This is a genomic window from Grimontia marina (assembly GCF_900060185.1).
GTDB lineage: Bacteria > Pseudomonadota > Gammaproteobacteria > Enterobacterales > Vibrionaceae > Enterovibrio > Enterovibrio marinus.
In genome coordinates this window covers 111,066-137,562 of the sequence record NZ_FIZY01000008.1, presented here as the reverse complement: position 1 = coordinate 137,562, position 26,497 = coordinate 111,066, and the positions used below count along the sequence as shown (strand labels likewise).

17 protein-coding genes and 1 pseudogene are annotated in these 26,497 nt (G+C 45.3%); 8 read left to right on the top strand and 10 right to left on the bottom strand.

What is annotated here, in order from left to right:
- Positions 1-139: 139 nt before the first annotated feature.
- Both GMA8713_RS06330 and cqsA read left to right on the top strand, forming a co-directional pair.
- Positions 140-892 (top strand): annotated as a pseudogene (locus GMA8713_RS06330) (alpha/beta hydrolase); the annotation flags it as partial.
- A 327-nt stretch (positions 893-1,219) separates the two neighbouring features.
- Complete coding sequence (gene cqsA, locus GMA8713_RS06325; RefSeq protein WP_062706965.1) at positions 1,220-2,386, top strand: alpha-hydroxyketone-type quorum-sensing autoinducer synthase; 1,167 nt, start codon at positions 1,220-1,222, stop codon at positions 2,384-2,386.
- Between the two features lie 47 nt (positions 2,387-2,433).
- On the opposite strand, the gene GMA8713_RS06320 is transcribed toward cqsA, so the two are convergent.
- From GMA8713_RS06320 to GMA8713_RS06305, 4 genes are all read right to left on the bottom strand, one after another.
- On the bottom strand, positions 2,434-4,491 hold the full coding sequence (locus GMA8713_RS06320; RefSeq protein ID WP_062706951.1) for an ATP-binding response regulator: 2,058 nt from the start codon (positions 4,489-4,491) through the stop codon (positions 2,434-2,436).
- A gap of 638 nt (positions 4,492-5,129) precedes the next feature.
- Positions 5,130-7,994, bottom strand: a complete 2,865-nt coding sequence (gcvP, locus tag GMA8713_RS06315; protein ID WP_062706942.1) for an aminomethyl-transferring glycine dehydrogenase — start codon at positions 7,992-7,994, stop codon at positions 5,130-5,132.
- A gap of 15 nt (positions 7,995-8,009) precedes the next feature.
- Positions 8,010-8,387, bottom strand: coding sequence for a glycine cleavage system protein GcvH (gene gcvH, locus GMA8713_RS06310; protein ID WP_062706940.1), 378 nt, complete (start codon positions 8,385-8,387; stop codon positions 8,010-8,012).
- 116 nt (positions 8,388-8,503) lie between these two features.
- The gene (locus GMA8713_RS06305) at positions 8,504-9,904 is read right to left on the bottom strand and encodes an L-serine ammonia-lyase (RefSeq protein ID WP_062706939.1); all 1,401 of its coding nucleotides are present in this window, start codon (positions 9,902-9,904) and stop codon (positions 8,504-8,506) included.
- 605 nt (positions 9,905-10,509) lie between these two features.
- On the opposite strand from GMA8713_RS06305, the gene GMA8713_RS06300 reads away from it, so the two are divergent.
- The 3 genes from GMA8713_RS06300 (at position 10,510) to GMA8713_RS06290 (ending at position 13,331) form a co-directional block, all read left to right on the top strand.
- Entirely contained in the window at positions 10,510-11,142 is a 633-nt protein-coding gene (locus GMA8713_RS06300) for a helix-turn-helix domain-containing protein (protein ID WP_062706937.1), read from the top strand.
- Between the two features lie 88 nt (positions 11,143-11,230).
- Positions 11,231-12,349: a glycine cleavage system aminomethyltransferase GcvT gene (gene gcvT, locus GMA8713_RS06295; RefSeq protein ID WP_062706935.1), complete on the top strand. Its 1,119-nt coding sequence runs from the start codon at positions 11,231-11,233 to the stop codon at positions 12,347-12,349.
- Between the two features lie 373 nt (positions 12,350-12,722).
- Positions 12,723-13,331 (top strand): DNA-J related domain-containing protein, encoded by a 609-nt coding sequence (locus GMA8713_RS06290; RefSeq protein WP_062706933.1) that lies wholly within the window; start codon positions 12,723-12,725, stop codon positions 13,329-13,331.
- Between the two features lie 27 nt (positions 13,332-13,358).
- On the opposite strand, the gene GMA8713_RS06285 is transcribed toward GMA8713_RS06290, so the two are convergent.
- Positions 13,359-14,243 (bottom strand): DMT family transporter, encoded by an 885-nt coding sequence (locus GMA8713_RS06285; protein ID WP_198159460.1) that lies wholly within the window; start codon positions 14,241-14,243, stop codon positions 13,359-13,361.
- 260 nt (positions 14,244-14,503) lie between these two features.
- On the opposite strand from GMA8713_RS06285, the gene GMA8713_RS06280 reads away from it, so the two are divergent.
- Positions 14,504-18,526: a response regulator gene (locus GMA8713_RS06280; RefSeq protein ID WP_198159464.1), complete on the top strand. Its 4,023-nt coding sequence runs from the start codon at positions 14,504-14,506 to the stop codon at positions 18,524-18,526.
- Positions 18,527-18,593: 67 nt separating this feature from the next.
- On the opposite strand, the gene GMA8713_RS06275 is transcribed toward GMA8713_RS06280, so the two are convergent.
- Both GMA8713_RS06275 and GMA8713_RS06270 read right to left on the bottom strand, forming a co-directional pair.
- Entirely contained in the window at positions 18,594-18,884 is a 291-nt protein-coding gene (locus tag GMA8713_RS06275; RefSeq protein ID WP_062706929.1) for a DUF406 family protein, read from the bottom strand.
- A 208-nt stretch (positions 18,885-19,092) separates the two neighbouring features.
- Positions 19,093-20,739 (bottom strand): AMP-binding protein, encoded by a 1,647-nt coding sequence (locus tag GMA8713_RS06270; protein WP_062706927.1) that lies wholly within the window; start codon positions 20,737-20,739, stop codon positions 19,093-19,095.
- Between the two features lie 457 nt (positions 20,740-21,196).
- Here GMA8713_RS06270 and GMA8713_RS06265 point away from each other — a divergent pair, with 457 nt between their 5' ends.
- Both GMA8713_RS06265 and GMA8713_RS06260 read left to right on the top strand, forming a co-directional pair.
- Positions 21,197-21,658, top strand: a complete 462-nt coding sequence (locus GMA8713_RS06265; RefSeq protein WP_002538662.1) for a TetR/AcrR family transcriptional regulator — start codon at positions 21,197-21,199, stop codon at positions 21,656-21,658.
- Between the two features lie 230 nt (positions 21,659-21,888).
- Positions 21,889-23,088: an acetate/propionate family kinase gene (locus tag GMA8713_RS06260; protein ID WP_062706926.1), complete on the top strand. Its 1,200-nt coding sequence runs from the start codon at positions 21,889-21,891 to the stop codon at positions 23,086-23,088.
- A 231-nt stretch (positions 23,089-23,319) separates the two neighbouring features.
- Here the strand turns inward: GMA8713_RS06260 and GMA8713_RS06255 are convergent, their stop codons facing one another.
- From GMA8713_RS06255 to GMA8713_RS06245, 3 genes are all read right to left on the bottom strand, one after another.
- Complete coding sequence (locus tag GMA8713_RS06255; protein WP_157515508.1) at positions 23,320-24,057, bottom strand: 4'-phosphopantetheinyl transferase family protein; 738 nt, start codon at positions 24,055-24,057, stop codon at positions 23,320-23,322.
- 27 nt (positions 24,058-24,084) lie between these two features.
- Positions 24,085-25,638, bottom strand: coding sequence for a pyridoxal-dependent decarboxylase (locus GMA8713_RS06250; RefSeq protein WP_062706922.1), 1,554 nt, complete (start codon positions 25,636-25,638; stop codon positions 24,085-24,087).
- A 76-nt stretch (positions 25,639-25,714) separates the two neighbouring features.
- Entirely contained in the window at positions 25,715-26,485 is a 771-nt protein-coding gene (locus tag GMA8713_RS06245) for a thioesterase II family protein (protein ID WP_232314374.1), read from the bottom strand.
- Between the last annotated feature and the right edge of the window lie 12 nt (positions 26,486-26,497).

Here is a 26,497-nt window from a genome sequence, read left to right as displayed (position 1 = left end):
GCCACGAGGTATCGGTGCTATGATGGCCATCACTCAGTCCTTTTGTCGGTATGTTTCGGTTTGGCGATTGATCAGATCGCACAAAGCGGACTGAGTTTCTCTTATCTTTGAGATCTACTATTAGGAACAGCTATTTAGCCTCGACGATATATTGGATGAGTTGATGGACGAGGGAGATCTCGAAGCCTCCATTGTCGTCGCTGTAGATGGCCGTAGCTCACTGAATGGATCCTGGTACATTAATTCTCCCGTGTCAGGCAACTTTCTTGACTACCTGACAGTGGATGTCGTAAAGGAAATCGATATTCGCTACCGGACCCAGCCGGGAAAAATGGCTATCTTTGGTCATTCAATGGGTGGCTTTGGCGCTATGCTGGCCGCGATGGAAAATCCAACTTTGTATCGTGCGTGTGTTGGGCTAAGTCCTGCTGGGATGATGATGAAAAGGCATGATTATCAACAACATGCTGATTTCTTTCAGGAAGAATTGAACAAGCTCTTAAATGGTGGGGAACCAGAATGGTTTATCTATGCATATCTGACTATCATTCGTGCTGTTGCACCGGATACTGAAAACCCGCTGCTCTATATCTCCAAAGATATTGATGAAATTGTCGCAGCTTTGGAGAAATTCCAGCTATCTGACATTGCCATGAGACAGGCTGACCGGATCCGCGACTTACCCATCTATACCGAGATTGGTGACAACGAGGGCGATTCTGTCGGTGAGCCGATTTTGGACAACTTCAACGCCATGATAGAGACGTTTGAGGAGCTTGAGCTAAACGTCACATCATACGTTTTCATTGGTGGGCACACCGATAAAGTGATTGAACAGGTATATCGGGGACTGAGATACATAGGAGGAGTATTCCAGGAGAGCAAAATATAAAATTTTTTTAATATCTCATTGAAACTGATAATGGCGCACTTTTTCTCATGCTCCTTTTTATGCAGTGCCTATTATTTTATACATGCCATTTCATGAATTAATTGTGAAAATTCGCAAACTTAAAAATTATCGCAGGTCACGTCTCATTCATAATCAGCCATATATTGAGGCACAAAAAGAAGCCAGCCACTTTTCAGAGACGGCTCTTTAGTTTGCTTTGAGTAAAACAAGCGACTTACACCCCTTCGCTTTTGTATGAAAAATAAACGCCGACTTCGGCATTTTTCTTTAACAAGAAGAGGCTTGGCTGTGGATAATCAATCAACTATTACAAAAACACTCCCTTCTTTTATAGAAACACGTCTCAATTCGTTTTTGCGCGATATGACAGAGCCTTATGAAAATTCGCGGCCGCTACCAGTCAGTAGTCGGCCGGGACAAGGAGCTGTCGTGATGCAAAGTAACGATTACTTATCACTGAGCCTGAATGACTCTATTCAATCGGCGCATCTGAACGCGATTGCGGCATCTAAGGAAAACGTCGTGATGTCAGCAGTATTTCTTCAGGATGAAGACCACAAACCCGATTTTGAAAGCAGGTTGGCTGAGTTTGTTGGCATGGATGATTGCGTGTTGTCGCAATCGGGTTGGGCGGCAAATATTGGTTTGTTGCAAACTATTTGCGAACCGGGAACACGAGTTTATATCGACTTCTTTGCACACATGTCGCTTTTGGAGGGAGCTCGTATTGCGGGTGCGAAAATTATTCCTTTTCTGCACAATAGCGTGAGCAATCTTAAGCGCCAAATTAAAAAAAATGGCCCAGGTATAATCCTGGTCGACTCGGTATACAGTACTATCGGTACGGTTGCTCCTCTTCCCTCTATTTGTGACGTGGCTGAGGAGTTTGGCTGTGCATTAGTGGTTGATGAATCTCATTCTTTGGGAACTCATGGCCCCGGTGGCTCTGGATTAATTAATGAGATGGGTGTGTGTGACAGGGTAGATTTTGTTACGACAAGCCTTGCGAAAGCATTTGCCTACCGGGCAGGGGCTGTATTGGGACCGGATAAACTTATCACGACAATGCCTTTCGTATCTTTCCCTGCTATTTTTAGTTCCACTGTGTTGCCGCAAGAAGTTGCGCGCTTAGATGCGACTTTAGACGTAATAAAAAATGCTGATGAAATGCGAAGGCGGCTGTTTGAAGTCTCTGACTCTCTCCGTCATGGTCTTCAAAACATTGGATTTAACATTCGCAGCGATTCTCAAATCATTTCGCTGGAATGCGGGGATGAACAAAACACAGAGCAGGTCCGCGACTTCTTGGAAGCGAATGGAGTTTTTGGGGCGGTATTCAGTGCGCCTGCGACACCTAAGAATAAAGCTATCATCCGGTTTTCTCTCAGTGCTGATATGAGTAACCAAGAGGTCGATCAGGTACTGACAGTGTGTCAGGCTGCCTACGATAATCCGAAGTTGAACTTCTATTGATTAAGGGGGCTCTAGACAGGTCTCAGAAAGCTCCTGATTGTGCTTTTTCAGGTCAGCCAATTAGAGATTTTGTTCCGCAGCTTGTCTTGATCAGAAGGCTTAATGATAAAGTCAGACATACCAGAGCTGATGATTTTGTCCAGAGTCGGTTTTGAATTGTCACCAGTATGCGCGATGATCGGAATATTGGAATACTTCTCTTTGGAATCCCGGATTTTCCGTGACGTTTCCAAACCATCCATCACTGTCATTTCAATATCCATCAGGATCAAATCTATGCTTTGCTGATCATCGTCAAGGGTTTGTAGCGCGCTATTTCCGTTTGGACATTGAACGACCTTAAAACCCTGCTTTTCCAAAAGGATTGAGGTAAATTGCCGTAAGGTTTCGCTGTCATCGACTACCATAATGGTTTGTTGTGTAGCGCTGTCATTATTGGAGGGTTGCCGATTTATAGCAATTTCAACCGTCTCAAAAAATAGCTGTTCAATCAAAACGGGTGTGTTGATTCGCCAAACCAGTGTCTCAATCCAGGTTGGTTGGTAAACCGAATGGGAGGGATGGAGTTCGGCGGAACCATTATGAAGATAAACCACTTTTGCTCTGGTAAATGAAAGGAGTGGTTCAATATGACTCAACACATCACCATTGGCTTTGACGCTTTCTAAATCAACAATAATCACATCATATTCGAATTCAAAATCGCGTTTTTGCAGTGCCTGTAACACGTTGATAGTTTCGAGCTTAAAGCCCGCGTCTTTGCTGATTTTGGAGGTGCGTGCAATCAGATCGGCTTCATCGGTAATGACCAGCATAGATTTAAGCTTGATTAGCTTATGCTTGATGACGTCAACGATCGGGGACTCAATGCTGGGGAAGGTGAGGGTAAAGGCAGTCCATTCACCCAGCTTGGAGTCACAGGTGATTTCACCGCCAAACGAACGCATGACTTTACGACAGAAGGGAAGGCCTAAGCCGTAATTACCTGTTCTTCCTGTGGTATAAAAGTCTTCAAAGATGAACTTAATAATTTCCCGGGGAATACCTTGACCGTTGTCCCGCACGACAATCCGATTTTCGTATTGGTCATTTTCCAAAAGGACATTAATCGTGAAGCTTTCGCTGCCACGGTGATGGAAGGCATTTTTAAATAGATTGTAGATGACGTATTTCAGGAGCGTATCGCTGCCTAAAAACTTGAAATCATTCGACCTAAGCAACGAAATTGCAGTTTTGTCAGACACACTTTTATACCCAAAACTGTCTACTGCATGCTTTAACACGTCTTGTGCACTGTGTTTCTTGAATGTTGAACGGGACACGCGGCTTTCATCAATGGAGGTCAGTAGTAGGTCAATGGTTTCGTTTCCGGCACGAATAATATTCATCGCATCATTGCTAACTTCACGCAACAACCTTACGTCTTCCTTATTGAGCAGATACATTTTTTCGTTGTTCGATGGATCTGGGATAGTTGCGCGAATCAAATCAATAGTAGAGCAGAGGCCGCTCAATGGATTGCGCATTTCATGGGCGATGCCTGCACCGAAGACTTTTGCAATAGAGACCTTGGTTTCGTGTTCTTGTTGGTTACGGAAAAAGAAAATATTGCCAAATAAATAGATGAAGAGGAATACGGGCATGTAGTAGGTCCAGTCCATCGAAAACTCAAGGTGATAGCCTCGGGTCGCCCAAGCACAAACCATTGCCATGCTTAAGCCTAAAAGCGTTTGAGCAAACATCACCCAGGTAATATGCACCAGCAGGATGTGGAGGAATATCGCTGCCATAAACGATAATAACCAGACTGTTGACCAGCCATTCATCAAGAGCATGTAGAAAAAGAAAAACGGCAAGACGACAGTAATGGCAATTTGATAAAACCAATGCATATATTCTTGTAATGGTTGCTTGATGCGTTTCCGTATCAGAACAACAATAAAGAACAGGCAGCAGAAAAGCCTCAAAGGGAGATTCTCGTATGCTTGAGGTAGAAAGTAAGTCCAGACAAAGTAATACAGGGGGAATCCAATTAGCCCCATCCAGCCAACCAATGTCAGATTGGGCTCAGCGTACTGATAAACTTTGCGAAATGCTGCTTCCATGCTTTTGATAAATAATGTCCTAGTCCAAACGTTTTGCCGCCACCAGCGTTATTATTTTCAATGTAGGAACTATCCTTTCAAACTCTGATTGATAAAGTTGAATGGAAATTTAGTTAGCTTACCTGCTGGCTTTGTATTTTCTGTTAGTCTCGAATTCAGTGCATATGTCAGTAAGGGATTGACTCAAAGGTAATATTTCCCTGCCATCGTTTTCATCTAAACAAAGAGTTTCTAATATAAGTTAGATGCTATAGCGACCCTTTGAAGAAACTGTATACAATGGTCAGTCACGGGGATGTCTTATTAATTGTACAAGTTTCGTTTTTTTAAAAAGACAATGATTTGACTTCAAATTTCTATAATATTGTACAGTTAACTATTAGATGGTTTAGAAATAACAAAAAGTGAAAAACGTCGAATAAAAACCGTTTTCTTGTGGAATATATAGAGTTTCCCTTGATCTCCATCAGAAAGGGACAACAAAGAGCAAGGCGTCAGTCCACTCGACCGAAGGGAGGCCATCAATACGAGTATCTTGAGGTTACTTGGGTATAGAAAGCGTTAGGAGTTTGTTGGTAAAAATAAAAAAGCGAACCAACTGGCTCGCTTTTGGATCTCATAGACTGAAATTGTGAAGATCAATCTTCCATGTAACTTTCAATGCTTGGGCATGAACAAATCAAGTTACGGTCACCGTAAACATTGTCGACACGGTTCGAGGTTGGCCAGTACTTGGCATCTTTCGCCTGAGCACTTGGGAAGCAAGCAAGTTCTCGGCTGTATGGATGATCCCATTCCCCGGCCATTAGATCATTTTGTGTGTGAGGGGCATTAACCAGTGGATTATTCTCCAGTGGCCATTCACCATCCTGTACTTTAGCAATCTCTTCGCGAATCGCGATCATCGCATCACAGAAGCGGTCCAACTCAGCTTTGTCTTCACTTTCTGTTGGCTCAATCATCAATGTGCCAGCAACTGGGAAGGACATAGTAGGCGCATGGAAACCGTAGTCCATTAGGCGCTTGGCGATATCTTCCTCAGAGATGCCAGACGCATCTTTGATTGGACGAATGTCTATAATGCATTCGTGCGCAATACGGCCATGGGTACCACGGTACAGAACTGGGTAGTAAGGTCGTAGCCGCTCCATCACGTAGTTAGCGCTCAGGATGGCAATTTTGGTGGCCTCTGTTAGACCTTTCTCGCCCATCATCGCCACATAAGCCCAAGAGATAGGTAGAATAGACGCGCTGCCGATCTGTGCAGCAGAAACTGCAAAGCTAGTGCCTTCAACCACATGACCTGGTAGGAATGGCGCAAGGTGTGACTTCACACCAATTGGTCCCATGCCTGGACCACCACCACCGTGTGGAATACAGAAAGTTTTGTGGAGATTCAGGTGGGAAACATCTGAACCGATGAACCCTGGGCTGGTGAGACCAACCTGTGCGTTCATGTTCGCACCGTCGAGGTAAACCTGACCACCTGCTTCATGAACCAGTTCGCACACTTCCTGAACCGCTTCTTCATAAACGCCATGCGTCGAAGGGTAGGTGATCATAATGCAAGACAGATTGTTGCGGTGTTTTTCGATTTTCGCTTTCAAATCGTCAACGTCAATGTTGCCGTCATCATCACAGCCTACAACCACAACTTTCATGGAAACCATCGCAGCAGATGCCGGGTTAGTTCCGTGTGCAGAGCTTGGGATCAGACACACATTGCGGTGAGCTTCACTACGGCTTTCGTGGTAGCGCTGGATCGCAATCAGACCTGCGTATTCACCCTGTGCGCCAGAGTTCGGCTGCAGAGACATCGCATCGTAACCTGTGATTTCACACAGCATCTTGCTCAGGGAGTCCGCCAGTTCACCATAACCTAGTGCCTGGTCAGCTGGCACGAATGGGTGCAAAGCACCGAACTCTGGCCAGGTCACAGGGATCATTTCCGCTGCCGCATTCAGCTTCATCGTACAACTGCCGAGCGGGATCATACCGTGGGTCAGGGAGAAGTCTTTGTTTTCCAGCTTCTTCATGTAACGCATCAACTGGGTTTCACTCTGGTGAGTGTTGAACACAGTGTGCGTCAGGTAATCACTGGTACGGCGGCACGCTTCTGGGATTGCGGCGTATTCGTCTGCTTCTACAGAAGAGGCGTATTGTGCCATATCAGTTTCTTCTGTCAGTACAGCAACCAGTGCGTTCACTTCTTCCAGTGTGGTGGTTTCGTCAAAGCTCACGCCCAACTGACCATCAAGTTTACGAAGGTTATAACCTGCGTCCTGTGCTTTTTGGAACAGCACATCGGTTTGATCGCCGGTGTTCAGCGTGATGGTATCGAAGAAGTCATGGAATGCCAGCGCAATGCCTGCGTGGTTAAACGCTGCGGCCGCTAGTGCCGTCAAGTGATGCACACGACGACCGATTTTTTTCAGACCCTTAGGACCATGGTAGACCGCATAGAAGGCAGCCATATTCGCCAACAGTGCCTGTGCAGTACAGATGTTTGAGGTCGCTTTTTCGCGGCGGATATGCTGCTCGCGCGTCTGCATCGCCATTCGGAGCGCTTGGTTGCCTTTCGAGTCGATAGACACACCAATCACACGGCCAGGCATCGTGCGCTTAAGTTTGTCACGTGTTGCCATGAATGCAGCGTGTGGACCACCAAAGCCCATTGGTACGCCGAATCGTTGTGCTGAGCCAATAACGACATCTGCTCCCATCTCTCCCGGTGCTTTCAGTAGGGTGAGGGAGAGCAGGTCAGCAGCAACAGTCACCAGCGTTTTGTTCGCTTGTGCCGCAGTAATAAGGCCTGTAAGATCGCGTACTTGACCTGTTGTGCCAGGATATTGCAGCAGAGCTCCGAATACATCGTGTTGTGGCAGGTTATCCGCGGAATCGACAACCACATCAAAGCCCATAAAGCCTGCGCGCGTGTTAATTACGTCAAGAGTTTGAGGGTGAACGTCGTCTGCAACGAAGAAGGTGGTGCTTTTGCTCTTACCGCCACGCTTACACAGCGTCATGGCTTCTGCAGCAGCAGTGGCTTCATCAAGCAATGATGCGTTGGCCAGTTCCATGCCGGTTAGGTCCATCACCATTTGCTGGAAGTTCAGCAGTGATTCAAGGCGACCCTGAGAAATCTCTGGTTGGTATGGTGTATAGGCCGTATACCAACCTGGGTTTTCCAACACATTACGGAGGATAGGGTTTGGCGTATAAGTACCGTAGTAACCCTGACCGATAAAGCTGCGCTTGATGACGTTTCTGCTCGCAATGTCTTTCAGTTTACTTAGCATGTCCACTTCACTCAGTGGTGCATCCAAATCCATAGGTTGTGGCAGACGGATAGCTGCTGGCACAGTTTCTTCAACAAGGTGATCAAGGCTGGTAGCATTCACTGTGTTTAACATCGCTTGCTGGTCGGATTCGCGCGGCCCGTTATGACGGGTGGCAAATTCGTTGTCAGCCTGCAGTTGATCAAGTAAGCGTGATTCTGTCATGACCTTCGTCCCGAATTAGTCTTCGATAGTTGCTTGATAAGCTTCTGCGTTCATCAGATGATCAAGGTTGCTGTCTTCTGCGAGCTTTATCTTCGCAATCCATCCTCCTTCAAAAGGGGCTTCATTAACCAGTTCTGGGCTGTCTTCCAGTTCTTCGTTAACTTCTACTACTTCACCATTTACCGGGCCGTAAATATCTGATGCTGCTTTTACGGATTCTACGAGTGAAAAGCCTTCACCGATTTCAACTTCGGTGCCAATTTCTGGTAGGTCAACGAATACGACGTCCCCTAGCAGCTGTTGTGCGTGGTCAGAAATACCAACAGTCACTGTACCGTCACCATTGTCTTTTACCCACTCGTGGCTCTCAGCAAATTTCAATGTTGCATCCATTTTTACTTCTCCGTGTGAAACGAGTTAAGTCGTCGCTGCGGTATGCAGCATAAAAAATTGAACGTGCCGGGGGCTTCTCCGAACCCGTCTAATATTCCTTTCTGGCAAGCATTCTCTCAGCAGGCGACAACGTTAATGGCGATTGCGTTGGTTGCCAGTCCACCTTGGGAGGTCTCCTTGTACTTGCTCATCATGTCGAGTCCTGTTTCGTGCATGGTCTTAATCACGCTGTCCAGCGAAACGTGGTGCTCTCCATCACCATTGAGCGCGAGTCTGGTGGCGTTAATCGCCTTCACCGCACCCATGGTATTTCTTTCAATACAGGGGACTTGAACTAGACCATTGATAGGGTCACATGTCAGTCCCAAATTGTGTTCCATGCCGATTTCCGCCGCATTTTCAATTTGTGCAGAGGTTGCACCCATTGCGGCAGCCAGGCCTCCTGCGGCCATCGAACAGGCAACGCCTATTTCACCCTGACAACCTACTTCTGCTGCTGAAATGGACGCGTTGGTCTTGTATAAAGAACCGATTGCTGCAGCGGCGGCTAAGAAAGTTCTGATGCCTTCTGCGTTGTTGGGGGATACAAATTTATTGTAATAAGCCAACACCGCTGGAATAACACCAGCTGCGCCGTTGGTTGGTGCCGTGACAACACGGCCTCCGGCTGCATTTTCTTCGTTCACGGCCATGGCAAACATGTTGACCCAGTCATTAGTGTCGACTGGCAGTCCGTCCAGGTCTTTTTTCTTGATGCAGTCGTGCAGCTTTTTCGCTCGGCGTTTAAGTTTCAACCCGCCGGGTAATACACCATCTTGCTCAATACCACGCTCAATACAGGCGTTCATGACATGCCAGATAGCATCAATTTGTTCGTTGACGGTTTCCATGGTTGCTTTTTTGTCTTGCGCTTTTGCACGCGCCAGCTCATTGGCAAACATAATGTCAGCGATACTCTTTTTTTGTTTTTCACAATGTTCAAGCAATTCTACTGCGCTGTTAAAGGGAAACGGCGGAGCAAAATCTGACGCTAGGGCATCCGTTTCACCTTTCTCTACGACAAAACCTCCACCAACCGAGAAGTAGGTGCAACAAAGCAGTACTTCTTCGTGACCTCTCTTTGCTGTCAGTGTCATTCCGTTTGGATGCTCCGGCAGTACTTTGTCGAAGTGGAAGATAAGATCTGTATCCCAATCAAAGGGGACGAAGCGGTGTCCGTCCAATGGCAGTTCCTTGCTGCCTTTAACCATATTGGTCATGGTAGGGATATCATCTGGGTTAACGCTGTCAGGCCATTCGCCCATCAGCCCCATGACACACGCGACATCAGTGGCGTGACCTTTCCCTGTTAATGCCAGCGAGCCGTATAGCTCAACTGTCACGGATTCCACATTGTGGAGAATTGATTTATCGCGCAATTCTGCTGCAAATCTTGCGCTGGCGACCATCGGACCCACTGTGTGTGAGCTAGATGGACCAACACCAATTTTAAACAGGTCAAACATGCTATGACTCATTGCACGTCTCCTTGCCTTTTGTAGGTTACGCACCACCGTTCTTGGCTTGGGTGCCGGTTGATGACTATCCTGCCATCGCATGCCCAGTTGTAATGTTGAAGAGCTTATTACTTTGGGTATAGCAAGCGTGGCGTTTTATTGTTATTTGCACTTCAACATTTGCGTAACATACAAAACGTATTTGCGCCCTGCAAAACAAAATTTCCTATAGGAAACCCTTAATGTGATCTGACGAACATTTATGACAATTTGCTCAATATACGACTTCCTTAATATCCCCAGCCTACGCAAACGTTTGCTTTTTACTCTTTTACACTAAAATTGCAAACAATAAATCCGAAGTAAACTAAATAATTATTTAAAAACATAGTCTTATATTGACATCTAATAAGGATGCCATTTGTTGCTGAAAAATGAGCATTGAGATAGATTCAAAGGAATATAGCTATCGTCCATACGATTAGGTGGTACAGAATTGCCCGAGTTTCCAATAGGAAACTTTTTGTTAAAAGTGTTAACTTATCTATGTCGGTCATCGTATTGTCTGTGTAAAAATGACCGCCTCTAGGGATTAAACCCAATAACAGCAAGGTGAGAATCGAACTATGTCAGAGCCAGATGCACAGGTCGGGTACCCGTCAGTGAGCGTTGAAAGAGCGAGTGTGCAAGCAGATGCGCCGATCTCGCCACTGCGTTTGGGTGAACGGTTGAAAGAGATCCGAACAAATAGCGGTTTGACGCTGGAAGAAGCCAGCAAGCTCACAGGGCTTGCTCGCTCCACACTTTCTAAAATTGAAAACGAACAGATTTCCCCAACGTTTCAGGCAATGCAGAAGCTGGCAGTAGGATTGAAGATTGATATTCCACAACTGTTCGCACCGCCAAAATCGCGTCAGGCGACAGGCCGTCGTGATGTTACCCGTGCTGGAGAAGGGAAATCGAGACCGACAGGTACTTATGAGCATGAATTGTTGGCTACCCAACTTACCAATAAAAAAATGTTCCCGTTCAAATCCCGCGTCCGAGCCCGTTCGTTTGAAGAGTACGACGAATGGATTCGCCACGATGGCGAAGAATTTCTTTTGGTATTGGAGGGCAGTATTGCTTTCTACTCCGAATTTTATGAAGCAATTGAACTGAATGAGGGTGACAGCGTGTATTACGACGCTGCGATGGGACATATGCTCACCTCACTCAGTGAAGAAGACGCCTTGATTCTCTGGGTGACTGCATCCTGAATCAAGAAGGTAGTTATTGGTATTAACCCGCTGAGTCAGCGGATGATTATTTAGCAAGTCGGCAAACGCCGTGATCATGGAGTGAAACATGTCTCAGGATCTACTCAAAACCCCACTGCACGCTCTTCACATTGAAATGGGCGGGAAAATGGTTCCATTCGCTGGCTATGATATGCCAGTGCAATACGCACTCGGTGTGCGCAAAGAACATATTCATTGTCGTGAACACGTGGGTCTGTTCGACGTTTCTCATATGGGCCAGTTGCGCCTGCATGGAGAGAATGCTGCAAAGGCGCTGGAAGCACTGGTACCAGTAGACATCATTGATTTACCCGAGGGTAAGCAGCGCTACGCACTGTTTACCAATGAGCAAGGTGGCCTGATGGATGACCTGATGGTGACTAATTTCGGCGATCACCTTTTTGTGGTTGTCAACGCTGCATGTAAAGAGCAGGACATCGCACACCTGCGCGCCAATCTTCCAGCGGATGTTGAGTTGGAAGCGATTGAAGATCGGGCTCTGCTGGCCCTGCAAGGCCCTGAAGCTGCAGCAGTTTTGGCGGCATTGAACCCTGCTGTTGCTGACATGGTATTTATGGATGCTGCAAAAATGGATTTGGCGGGCATTGAGTGTTTGGTTAGCCGTTCTGGCTATACTGGTGAAGATGGTTACGAAATCTCTGTTCCTGCAGATAAAGCGGAAGAGTTTGCTCGCCGACTGCTGCTGAAAGAAGAAGTGGAATGGATTGGTCTAGGCGCACGTGACTCATTGCGTCTCGAGTGTGGCCTTTGTCTTTATGGGCATGACATTGATACCAACACAACACCGGTAGAGGGCAGCCTACTATGGGCAATAAGCAAACCACGTCGTGCTGACGGTGAGCGTGCCGGCGGCTTCCCCGGTGCAAAGATTATCCTTGAGCAAATTGCGACTAAAGACGTATCTCGCAAACGTGTTGGTCTGCTGGGGTCGAGCAAAGCACCTGTGCGAGAAGGCGCGGTACTGTTTGATGCTGACGATAATGAAATTGGTGTGGTAACCAGTGGCACCTTCGGTCCAACCAAAGGTCAGCCAGTCGCTATGGGCTACGTTTCAACAGCCAATGCTGTTATTGGTACTGAAGTGTTTGCAGAGGTACGAGGTAAGAAGTTGCCGATGACCGTCGAAAAAATGCCGTTTGTCCCTCAGCGTTACTACCGAGGCTAATTCGCTGAGTTATAGCGTAAAAAAGCTTGCATAATAAAAAAGTGGCAATCCGCATTGATGATGGTAAAAGTTCAGCAATGTAGGTGATTTAAGTAAGGTCGGTGATGTTCACCGACCTTTTTATTTTATTTGTCAGTAGGCTAGACAAAAGGTCGTAAAGTCTGTCGGTTTATTTAACTTCACGTCTCAAAACTTGGCATTACTTGTGCTTTCTTTTTAAGTGAGCTTCCTGTCAATAAAGGTAAAAATTGTTAGAGGCAGAAGGTGGGCATCTGTGACTTCGTGCAGAAAGCGTCAATAAAGCAGGCGATTCACAGGATTATGGATTAATGTCTTATATGTACGACATGAGGTCGAAAGGAGAAAGAGTTGTATGCTTGCAGAACAACGGGATGATATTGATAACCCACTGATCTGGCCGATTTTGGGTGTACTAGAGGCGTCTAATCAGAGCTGGAAAGTGCACTATTTGATGGCAGAGCTGCAGAAGAATACCATCATGGACCATCTGGACGATGATCCACAACTGGACTTGTTCAAGCGTAATTTTCTTATCATGAATGCGCTTTACCAATTGCAGGAAATGCTATTGCCAAATCAGTGGTTGCAGGTGGAGTCGATGGACATCCGTTTGATGTGGCGAGGAGCGAGTTCTGGCTTTGTTCAGCATGAAGTGAATCACAGCGACCCACTTCGTGGCTACTACATGGATTGGACCAACTATGATGCGCAGATTGAAGATGTGCGTGAATTGTTAGGCTCATTCTGGAAGCGCTATCAACAGCACGTGGGGCATTGCAGTGAAACCACAGTTGAACGTCGTAATGCATTGGCAGCATTAGGACTATCAGAAAATGCCTCTGATTCGGAAATCCGACGCCAATGGCGCAAGATGGCGTTGAAATGGCACCCAGACAGGCCTGAAGGGGACGCGGCGACCTTCCGTACCATGTGCGAAGCCTGGCAGAGCCTGAGACTATGATGACAACCCGGAACGCGTAAACCTAGCTTACACCGAGCTGGTCTTCTTGTTTAATGCACGGTGTTTTTTGGCAGCAGACAAAGTAAATAGCACCAGGGTCAACAACACAATGCTGCCTCCTAGCAGTACATTGTCACTCGGTACCTCCCCAAGAACAGCCCACACGAACAGAGGCCCCAGAATAGCCTCAAGTAACATGAAGAGATTTGCGTGTGCGGCTGGTAGATACTTTGGCCCAACAGAAATGAGCACAAAGGAAACCGGCACTACCACACAGCAAAGTAGCAAAGTGTATTTCCATTCCTGCTGAGTAAGTGACAAGGGCTCAGCGCCTGCTATTAGAGAGATTATCGCTGTGCAAATTCCACCTAGAACCAAGTAGAGCGGGGCATTGGCGCTTTTGCTTTTTCGCAGAATCACAAAGTAGGTTGCGAGCATAAATGCTGTTATCAGCGCCATCAGGTTGCCATAAGAGGCCGTAGGCATCGCCTTTCCGTAGAACACAAACCCGACACCAATCATGGCTGCAATAATGGCGATGATAGTTCTAATGTCAACCTGCTCCTTGAGTAAAAGAAAGGCGAGCAGAGCAGAGATGAGTGGGCTGATATTGATGATGATGAGCGTACTGGCTACTTGAGTGTGATCGATAGAAAGTACGAAGCAAACTGTTGATATGGAAAAAGCAAAAGAGCCAACTAGTAGTGATTTGGATGGCTTTCTCAATGCGGCAATGGTTTGGGATGGTTTGGTTGCTATCAAAAATGTTGAGATGATGAGTGCCGACAATAGGCCTCGCCAGAACAACAATGTCCAGCCTGATGCCTCAATCAGCCGAATGAGTAGCGCGTCAACACTAAGGATCGAAATCCCCACTAACATGGCTGCAGTGCCTTTAAATATCGGTGTCACTCCTACTACTCCTTGTTTTTACGCCGATTTCCTTTTTCCTTGGTAATACTATGTTTGGGCTAGACGTAAATATGAACACTCAACTTTGTGCACCAACAGTACTCCATTTATTAACAGATAAGTCAATAAGTGCAAATGGCTTTTGTCCGTTCTCACTTTATCAAGCTTCAAGAGGGGTCTACTCTTACTTGATGGTAGTGTCACTGTTAAGAGAATTTGGATAGAAAATGAGATCTATACGCCACATCTTTTTCGCGTTGATGGGATTAAACCTTTTTCTCGGCGTAGCAATCATCCTCGCGCACGTGCGATCTAATGAGCTAACGAATCAAATGAATACCATTTACGAGCAGCGCTATCATCAATATCGGCTGGTCATTGAGTTAAAGCAAAGTTCTGATCTTCTCACTCAGTTTGCTCGAAGCTATGCGGTAACAACAAACAATCGCTGGCGCTACCTTTTTGAACAAGTCAAAGCCATTCGAGATGGCCAGCTTCCTATGCCAGATGGTTATAACTTCGATTACTGGACGCAATTATCCGATCCAAACAATGAAGTCGTTCATCCCGAAATCCCGATTCGTCCAGACTATCCCTCGCTGATGAGTCGCTTACTAGATTCTGGGATCAGCGAATCCCATATGACTTTTCTGACCCAGGCACTATCCCGTTCACAAGATCTGATTGGCATTGAGCAAACCGCCATGGATCTCATTCAGGGTCGTAAGCGCACAGCCCGAGGAATTGAAAGAGTAATTCCTGATCCTGAACTTGCAGAGAAAATGCTGTTTGGCCCAGATTACAGTCATGAGAAGAGCAAAATCATGGGGCCCATTGGCGCTTTTTATGATGCGATAGATAAGCAGACGGCTGAAGAGCTGGATGTGCTCAATCAGCAGCGCGTTAATATGGAAGGGATCACCATATCGATGGCATTTTTGCTGCTTTTGGCTGTGCTGACCACTACAACCCTACTTTGGTATAGATTCCTCAAGCCACTAGACAATATCCGCAGCACTATAGTCAGCAAAGTTCGGAACAAAGAATTTGAGTTCAAGCTGGACGTCAACAAGCAAGGTGAATTGAAAGATCTTGCACACGCGCAAAACGAAGTATTACGTGAAATTGCTGAACGCTTCGAGTTTAGTCGACAAGTCAAAGCGTTCTCTGATCTGATTCGTGGCTGCTCCGATATGGGCGAACTTGGCTTCCAGGTAGCGAACTTTTTCTCCCAACGCCTAGAGTTGCCTTACACAGCTCTCTACGTCGTCCGCGGAGATATCATGAGCCTTGTAGGTGGTGTAGGTGTTGACGAGCAATCTGAGGATATGCAGAAAGAAACGCTCTCATTCCACCGCACTATTTTGGTTACCAAAGAAGTACTGATAATACGTAACGACAGAGATCAGTTCGCGCTGACTTTGCCGGTCGGCAGACTTTCCCTTAGTGAGATGTATTTCATTCCGCTCATCGTAAATAACGAAATGGTGGGTGTGCTTGAACTTGGCTCAGTGCGTCTGCTATCTGATAAAGAACACGACTGGCTCAATGAAGTTCAGGAAGACCTTGCAGTAGGCATTCAGCTTACCCGCAACGCAGAACTTCAAATGGAAGCTGAGCAACGTGTTTCTGAGCAGCTCAAACTTAATCAACAGATCATTAATGCAATTCCGAATCCAACATATTTCCGTGATACCAAAGGTAACTACATCGGCGTGAATGATGCGTTCACTGATTTTCTCGGACTTTTTTACGTTGATGTGGTGGATAAATCACCACCAGAGTTATTTGCTGATGACGTTGCAACCATGTTTATCGAAAAGGAAAAAGCGCTGCTCGATAACCCGGGTTCTACGGTATACGACATTGAGGTGGCCAACGTTGGCGGCGATGTTCGAATTCTCACGGTGTACGAAGCAACCTACTATGGCGGTGATGGCGTTCCATTAGGAATTGTGGGCTTGTTCGTTGACGTAACAACACAAAAACGCCTCGAATCTGATCTGATTTCTGCAAAGGATCAGGCTACTGAGGCGAGTAAAGCGAAAGGTGAATTCTTAGCCAATATGAGTCATGAGATTCGTACTCCAATGAATGCGATTCTCGGCATGTCTCACTTGGTATTGATGACTGATTTGAGTGATAAGCAACGCAATTATGTGGGCAATATAGAGAAAGCAGGTAAGTCACTACTTGGCATTATCAACGACATTCTCGACTTCTCGAAAATTGAAGCCGGTAAATTGACGGTTGAACACACTGAATTCAGGTTCAGCGAAGTGCTGGACAACATCAGCAACATTATTTCCATAAAGGCAAAAGAGAAAGATCTGGAGCTTATCTTTGATATTGACCCTGACCTTCCTGATGATCTGGTGGGTGACCCACTTCGTTTAGGGCAGATCATCATTAACTTAACCGGTAACTCAGTGAAGTTTACTGAGACGGGCGAAATCATTATTCGTGCCCATAAGGTTACTGATGCTGATGAAATCATTGAGATTCAGTTTGATATTGAAGATACCGGTATTGGTATGAACGATGACCAATTGGGAAGGCTGTTCCAGTCGTTCTCGCAAGCTGATGGTTCGATTACCCGCAAATATGGTGGTACCGGTTTGGGCCTAACCATTTCTAAGAGTTTTGTTGAGCTCATGGGTGGCCGAATTTGGGTCGAAAGTGAGCCAGGTAAGGGCTCAACTTTCTCGTTTACCATCCGATGTGGTCGAAGTGAATCCAGCATCAAGGAAAAGGTAGCACGTGCCACCATTCTTAATGACAAGCGAGTATTGGTGGTTGATGACAACCATGCGTCGCGTGACATCATGTATGCGCTATTGGATAATCTGGAACTGCGTGTAGCAGCGGTTTCAAACGGTGAAGAAGCGGTTTCCGAAGTAGAGTCTGCCGACAAGATCAATGATGGCTTTGATGTGGTTGTGATGGATTGGAAAATGCCGGGCATCAATGGTGATGAAGCCACGCTACTCATTCGCGATAAGCCCCTCAACAAGATGCCGAAAGTGATTCTTGCTAGCGCCTACGGTGAGGATTCAGGATTGATCAATGAAGAAGTGCAGAAAGTGTTCGATGCTTCGATCGTGAAGCCGATCAACCCCTCGACTTTGTTCGATGCGCTGATGGAAGCATTTGGCCATGAAGAAATGAAGCTGACAAACTGCCACGAAGCTGAGAAAGACAAAACAGAGGAAGTTGACTTTACGGGTTTGAAGATACTTCTTGTGGAAGACAATGTGATCAATCAAGAAGTTGCAAAAGGTATTTTGGAGCAATTCAACCCAACCATTGAAGTGGCTGAAAATGGACAAGTTGCGCTGGAAAAGGTGCAGGAAGATAAGTTTGATATCGTTCTTATGGATATGCAAATGCCTGTGATGGACGGCTTGACGGCAACACGCAAGATTCGAGAAGTAGAAGCCCTTGCTAGTTTACCCATCGTTGCCATGACCGCAAACGCTATGGAACGGGATGTGAAGCAATGTAAAGAAGCGGGTATGAACGATCACGTTTCTAAACCGATAGACGTAGAAGAGTTGATCAAATCGATTCAGCGCTGGGCATCCGTGTCAGAGCAGACAGTGAAAACATCCATTGCACTCAATGGTATGAAAAAGGACCAACCTTCAGACTGTAATCTCAATCATATCGATCCTTTGGTGTTAGATGCGAAAGAGGGTATCACCCGTATTGGTGGTAATGTTGATGCTTACTGGAAAGTCATTACTGCATTCACTGAAACCAAACTCGTGGTAATTGAGACAGTTCGACAGCAAATCGCAAATGAAGAGCGTGAAGATGTAGAACTGTTCGCTCACTCGTTGAAAGGTGCAGCATCTAACGTGTCAGCTAAGGGTTTGGCTGTGTTAGCGGGCAACTTAGAAGATCAGGCAGGGTCTGATCTTCAAATGGAAGCTTCGCTGCTCGATAAAATCGAACAGTGTTTGCAGGAAATTAGAACCTACATCCCTGATGAAGAGCCTAAAAACGAGGTGGAAGATCAAGCTCAGGAGTTCGGAGGTTATACCCCTAGAGAATTCCGCATCGAACTTGAACAGCTTAAGATCCTGCTCAACAATTTTGATACACAAGCCGTTGATTTTATTGCCGGTATCAAAGAGAGCTCGAAGGGTATGAGTGTTGATCTTACCAGTGTAGAAGGTGCCATTCGCAAATTCGAGTACGAGGCTGCAGTCACAAAACTGGAAGCGGTGATCGAATCACTAGGTGCAGACGAAGTTAATGCCGCAACAGAGTCTTTATGATGTCGTTAGAGTCATAATCGCTATATAAGGTAAAGCCGCGTGTGTGAACGCGGCTTTTTAAAACGAATTACAGTGAGCGACTGCGCAATTCGAAAATGAGCTTTTCTGCACTGCATTCAAACTTCAGTTTTACTGTCAGTGGATCAAGTGAAAGCTCGGCATCTTCGTCTAAGTCATGCATAACCTCGTCGTTCACCTGCTTTGCTAGATCCAGATAACGTTGAAATTCAGCAACAGCTGAAGCTTTGTCTTTGACGAAGATTTCTACTTCTGCGACTTCGTCACCTTCGCCGATAACAAAGCCCATTTCTGCTGTTACACCGCATGCATCGCATACTTGGTATTCTTCTTGGCTCATCGCTTACTCTCTCAATAGCAGCCGCACTTAGTCGTAAACTTAAGGCGTCTGCATGCTGTTATTTAAGTAATATTACTACATATAGTCATCAGAAAAGTAGGGTTTTTATAAGAGAATTTTAAGTAGGATGGCTTGCGTTTGACCATCATTTTGGATGGTATACAAACAAAAAAGCGCGGACCTAAATCCGCGCTTTTTCACTATGGGTTCAGTCTTCCCATTGAACCAGAGTACCTGATGGCCAGTTTGCACCAACATCATGATATTTCTTCTCAAGCATATGACGACGGATTTTGAGGGTTGGTGTCAGCAGACCATTCTCAATGCTCCAAGGCTCTTTAATCATCAATACGCCTCGAATTTTCGCGTGCGATTCCAACTCACCGTTGATAGTGTCAATCACATGCTTCACTCGACGCTCATAGCGCTCACGGTCAAAGTCCGGGAAGTGATGAGGTAGTGCCAGCAAAACAGGGCCAGGCATGCCTGAGCCTACGAGGCACATCATCTCTATATTGCTGAGCTCGAAAAGGCGTTTTTCAATTGGCACTGGAGCAACGAATTTCCCTTTTGCTGTCTTGAAGGTATCGTTTTTACGCCCTTGGATGGTGAGAAAGCCTTCATTATCAAGGAAGCCGATATCCCCTGTGTGCAGCCATCCTTCTACAAGAGTTTCGGCAGAAGCTTCCGGATTTCTGTAGTAACCGGCAAACAGGCCTTTACTGCGAACCAGGATTTCTTCGTCTTGTGCGATTTTGATTTCTACGCCGGGGCCTGGGCTACCAACTGTGCCTATTTTATCAGCGCGGAATGGGTAGTTGAGGGTGCTATATGCGTAAGATTCAGTCATGCCCCACGCTTCAGTGATATTGAGCCCAAGCTTTTCATACCAACGAAGAAGCGCGGCTGAAACAGGTGCAGAACCACAACCTAAGACCCGAGCCTGATCCAAACCGAGATTTGTGGCCACTTTCTTCTTAATCAGGCCAGAAATGAGCGGCAGTTTGAGGAGAATATTGAGTTTGCTATCGGGCAACTTCTCTTGGATTCGTTGCTGGAATAGGGTCCATAAACGAGGCACCGAAATAAACAAAGTAGGGCGGTGCATCTTCACGTCGTCGATAAAGGTATCAAGAGACTCTGGGAATGCAGTGCAGATACCTGCATTCATCGCGGTTGCCATGATATACACACGTTCTGTGATATGTGCCAGCGGCAAGTAAGAAAACAGACGCTCACCTTCACGCATGCCAATGTGATTGATCAGTTGCTGCGCAGACCAAGCATGTGTGCCATAACTCAGCATGGCACCTTTTGGTAAGCCTGAAGTACCAGACGTGTATACGATAGACATCAGTTCGTCATCTTGATGATCCGGTTTGACATCCGCGCGATCATTTTGGACAACCAAGTCTTTCCAGTCGTAACCGCAATTGATGGTTGGGTAGGGGAAAGCAATGGTTGGAATGTCTGACCGCTCAGCCAAAGAGTCTTTAAGCGCTTGGGTGTCATCAAGCTTGCCTACAAACAGGGCTTTTGATTCGCTGTGGTCAAGCACATGGGAGATGGTTTCTGATCCGGCGGTTGGGAAAATTGGCACGCTAATGTAGCTGCCAAGCATCATGGCAAGATCAGCGGTAAACCATTCAGCACAGTTTTTTGAGATGAGAGCAACGCGGTCTCCTGGCTCAAGGCCCATACTGCGCAGAGCAGTGACGATACGCAAAGCTTGGTCGACTACGTCTGAATAGGTGAAGTCGGTAAACTTGCGATTAATGATCTGTCTCAGGAAAATTTCATTTGGGCGTTCTTCGGCCCAGCGCAGCATTTGTAGATATGGTTTTTGTTGAGCCATAAAGGACCCCGTTTAGCAGTAGGGAAAAGAGGTTATTTTTAATTGTATGTTACTAGCATGTTAAATTAGGTGTCTTGAGGGACGATGGTCAAGCGATTCATTCAAACGCTTGTTCAAATTTTGATGCATGTAACGCTGTACCACTCTTGTTTGTGGTTATACTGACAAAAATAGCATTTTCGTTTCAGTGTGTTACACCTCAACAACACTTGTTGGTCCACCTTATGTAATACCCTTCACGCTTCTCATTTTTTTATACTTAATTGGCTCATAAACTATACGAATGTACTATCTTTAAGACTGTTACGTTAAGGGTCGGTAGTCGGTAAACCCTTTTTACTTTCAATATAATCAAGCTCTACGTACGTGAAATACATACCAACAATAGCGTTAACAGCGGTAGTAGTGATGTCTTGATTGTTAAAGCTTACGGAAGCCAAAAAACAGGGATAAAACTATGCCAAAGAGAAGCAAAGAAGATACAGAGGTAACCATCAGGTTAATTCTGGATGCAGTGGTCGATCAGTTGGTTACCTTGGGGTATGACAAGATGTCGTACACCACGCTTAGCCAACAAACGGGGATTTCAAGAACGGGGATTAGCCATCATTTTCCGAAGAAGACGGATTTCATTACCCGTCTCGATGACAGGCTGTTAGGTATCCTGATTGATAGATTGGATTTGGAAGGCGATAAGCGCTCTTTTATAGAAAGTTGGTTGACTGCACTTCGTTCAGACAATCGCTTCATTGCTGTTCTTCGCCTCTTTTTTCTGCACACAGTTTCGTCGGAAAACGCTGTTGAGTTTACCAGCCATGCGAGTAGAAAACTGCATGATGTTTGTTGTAACCGATATGGTGAAGAATTCGAAAAAGATCTGGAGTGGCTACTGGGGAAATCCCTGCTCACCATGGCTTAGCCAGCGTTAACCTCTTCAATGAAAAAGGCTCCTAATACTGGGGCCTGTTTCGTTGCGTTTGCGTTGCCCTAAAGTGCCTATTTTCTGTGCGTCAGCGGCCCACTTTTGATCTGAAACAGTAAAACGCCAAAAAAACGCCTCTCATTCAAATAAAAGTTGAATTGTTCAAAATTAATTTAATAATGGGCTTCGAATTCGAGTCTTACACCCATTTGCCAACGAGATTTTTCATGAGCAATTCACTAGTACTTGTCCTTAACGCGGGCAGTTCCTCTCTTAAATTCGCATTGATGAACGCACAAACCGGAGAAGCCATTTTGTCTGGTCTGGGTGAGTGCTTCGGTCTTGAAGATGCGCGCATTAGCTGGAAACGAGAAGGACAAGACAAGCAAGAAGCCATGCTGGAACAGGGTGGTAACCATCACGAAAAAGCAGTAAGCCTTATTGTAGAGTTGGTGGAGAGTATGAATGTTGGTGGCCAACTGGTTGCAATTGGTCACCGCGTGGTTCACGGCGGTGAAAAGTTCGCTGCTGCGACACGTCTGAATGAAGATGTTCTGGCAGAAATCGAAGCGTTGAGCGATCTGGCTCCGCTGCACAACCCAGCAAACGTAATGGGTATCCGCGCAGCGATGAAAGCCTTCCCGGCGCTGCCACAGGTTGCTGTGTTTGACAGCGCGTTCCACCAAACAATGCCTCAAAAAGCGTTTACTGGCGCAATATTAAACGAGCTATACACAGACTATGGTATCCGCCGTTACGGATTCCACGGCACCAGCCACTACTTTGTGACCCGAGAAGCAGCAAAACAGCTGGACAAAAACGTTGATGAAGCGAACTTCATTTCTGTTCATCTAGGTAATGGTGCATCGGTGTGCGCGGTTCGTAACGGTCAGTCTGTTGATACCTCCATGGGCTTCACTCCGCTGTCTGGCCTGATGATGGGTACTCGTTGTGGTGACTTAGATCCAGGTATCATCGAATTCTTACTGAAGAAAGGCTGGAGTCAGGAGCAAGTGTTTGAGGCATTAAACAAGAAATCTGGTTTCTTGGGTGTTTCTGGCCTGACTTCCGATGCTCGTGGCATTCTGGAAGCAATGGAAAGTGGTCACGAAGGTGCCAAACTGGCGTTTGAAGTGTTTACCTACCGCGTTGCCAAGTACATCGGCTCTTACATGATTCCACTGGATAGTATCGATGCAATCATCTTTACCGGTGGTATCGGTGAGAACTCACTGCCTATCCGTCGCGAAATCCTGAAGAACCTCAAGCTTCTGGGTTTTGTCGAAGACGAAGCTGGCAATGAAGCAGCTCGCTTTGGTAACGGTGGCGTTATTGCAAAATCTGAGCTTCTGGGTGCTGTGGCGATTGTTGTTCCAACCAACGAAGAATTCGTGATTGCATCACAAGCTGCTGAGTTTGCGAACTAATACGCGATAGGTGAATTGAATACGAAAAGCCGCTGATGAAAGTCAGCGGCTTTTGTGCTATTCGTTGGTTAATCATCTTGTTAAAAGGTAAATTTTGGAAAATATCACTGCATTATCACCAACATGAAAGACACTTTAGAGTTAGACAGCATTTGGCTTTCCTTAGACTGCCATCACCAAAAAGGGAGGTCCAGAGGTAACATTGTTTTGGATAATACCGATACTAAAGGATTACTGGGCAACAAGAGTGATGACGTGATCCTCTGTCATATTGAATTGGCAACTAAATGTCGAGTACTGAGGTAGCAGTTTCCCAATTCTTTCATCAAGCACTAATTCAATATGATTCTCGCTAATCCCAATTACCTCAGAGGTTTCAAAACCAATAACGTCTTTGATATAGGGGTAAATGGCTTTATAGATGCTTTCTTTTGCTGAAAATACAAGAGTCGCAAACTGCCTAAAAGACAGTTTACACTCGTTAAGAAACTTCAATTCTCTTGTATTCATGATGTGGTTGGAGAGGTCGTTTGCCGTTTTGTGGCATAAGAGATCTTCGATATCTACGCCCAGAAAGTTGATAGCATTATTACTTGTTACTGCACACAATGCTTGATCACGAGTGTGTGAAATCGAACCAGAAATGCCTTTAGGAAATCCTGGTGACCTGTCCACGTTTCGTGTGACCTCAGTAGAATTTGAACCTATAGAGGCTAAGGCCTGTCGCGCAAGAATTCGCCCCGCCATATATTCTGCTTGCCGTTTTGGCACTGATCGGCGTATGTCATCAGGTATATCTATATTCAGTGAGCAACCCAGATTTTGGTTTAGATGAAGGCTGTTAAATCGACACCACCATACTTCAACCCCAATAGCTCGATGCTCCTGAAAAAGACCTATTTCTTCAATTAGACGCTCACTCATTTTTGATTGTTCTCTTCCTGTTTCCTTCTTGAAGAATATCTTCAATGTGCGCTCTAAAAATGAACGATGAACTCACACAGCACTTTCCTCGACAAAATGGTTGACATTGTTGGATTTGCTTTCCTGATCAAAAACGTTAGCAGCATTTAATATGGCCGTAATGACACTGTCGATGTCCTCGGTAGTGGTTAGTGGATTAGATATGACGACCCTGAAAACAGTAATTGGCTCTTTCGAAATATTATGCTCAGTGAGAGAAGTTTTTGATACAAAGCAGCCATTCAAATTAAATAGCCTCTCCTGTATCTTTTCATTAATTTTGTTAATTTCAGCATTGTCGGTTTCTGAAAGTAAAGTGTTTTGTAATCTGGAAGGTATATACCTAAAGTTTACGATATTTAAATCACATGATTTTAATAATTGGAAAGATACTTCTGATCTTATAGTGTTTTTTAAGTGTTCGGTATTTTGCATCGACTTTTCTATGAGATAAGAGTAGCCTTCTTTGCCGACAATTCTAAGTAGAGCGTGAATAAGAAGTGAATTAGCTGCTCGCGATCCTTCTAAAGAAAATTGACCTAGATCTAAGCTTCCAGGTTGTGACTGATAGCTTGCAGTCGTTGAATAACAGTCTGCATCATTCATGTTTCTGAATAAGCACATACTTGCTCCTTGAGCTGAATATAACAGTTTATGTGCGCAAAAAGTGATGGAGTCTGATGAGTGAATGCCTGAGAGCTTATGTTTGTACTTGTCGGAGAATATAAACCCACCACCCCAAGCTGCATCAACATGGAAGTGAATACCATATGAGTTTGAAATTTCACGAAGAGAAAGAAGAGGGTCAATTGCGCCAGTCTCAGTCGCACCTGCTATACCGATCAACGATATCACGAAGACATTCTCTTTTTTACATGTCTCGAGTTTTGACTTTAAATCCTCAACACACATACGATTATTGTCGTCTGTGTCTACATGCAGTATTCCATCCTCGCCAATGCCTAGTATATTGGCGGATTTCTTGAATGAGTAGTGCATTAGCCGGGTTCCAACAATAACGGCTTCTTTAAACCCTAGTAATTGAAGACACTTATGAAATCCCTTTTTCTTTAGTTCGGATTTTGTTATGCCTAACTCAATGAGCTTTCTGTTTCTTGCATAAAGCATTGCGGTCATATTAGCAATGCTACCACTGCTGGTGATCGTTCCATACACTGAAGCTTCATCATGAATATTGCTAGGGTAACAAGATGAATGTAAATCAAAAAACAGTTTATGAAATGTGTACAGCACCTGTCGTTCTAACTTTGTTAGAATATTTGATGTTTCGACTTTCACCACATTTTGGTTCATTCTAGTGATCATTTTGGCTATCTCAGGAATGAAGTTGGGAAGTCTGGATGTCATGTGGCCAATATATCGTGGTGACGACACATCGATAGTAAAAGGTATGACGTTATTATCTAGAAATTGGAGGTAGTCCTCCACACCAATTTGAGCTTGATCAAGTAAACTATTTTCAAGATGAGCGAAATCTTGGATTAACTGAGTTGATGGGTCATCTTTGTTTTTTATTCTATCTAAGTTTGTTTTAGGCTCAAATAATTGGGTGTACTTATTGTTCATGTCGATCCTAAATGGCTAATTTAATGCAATGGATTTTTATTTGATTTGTGGGTTTTTATGTGTTTATCAGTTTTGTTCAAAAATGGACTTTTTTTAAAATTTCACTAACGAGATTTGTAACGTTTTTATAATCCGAATTAATGAAGAAATGCCCGCCGTCAAAATATGCGTAATTAAAATCACGTGTCGTTAGGTCTGACCAAGAAATCAATTGTTCCTTGGTAACTTGCGTATCAGAGTCGCCTGAAAATGCAGTGATAGAGCAGGGTAAAGCTTCTTTGGCAGCGATGTAGTTATCCGCAATGGTAAAATCGGATTTTAACATTGGCAGCAGTAATGACATCAATTCTTTGTTTTGCATGACTTCTACTGGTGTGCCGTTCATTGCCTCTATTTTCTCAAGAAATACGTCATCAGGCAGGTCGCAAATCCGCTCGCTGAGTTTTGGGGTATGAGGCGCACGGCTTCCGGAGGAAATAAAATGCAGAGGAGGCGTTCCCCCTCTTTGAATGACTTCGATTGCAAACTGGAACGCTATTCGACTCCCTAAACTGTGCCCAAGCAATACGTAAGGCTTCTCGGTAAGTTCGCGTTCAAATGTCAGTAGTGCTTTCATCATTTCAGGCATTGTTGAAATGGCTGGCTCCAACAATCTTGATGCTCTCCCTGGAGGTTGCACAATGACGAGCTCTACGAATTCGGGGAGTCGTTTAACCCAGCTTTGATAGTTAGCTGCGCTTCCCCCCGCATAAGGGAAGCAAACCAATCTCATTGTCGCGTTGGCATTTGGTGATGGAATAACAAACCAATCACTGTTCGTTAGCGTCCCTGCGTTGACTGATTTCAAGCGATTCTCCTT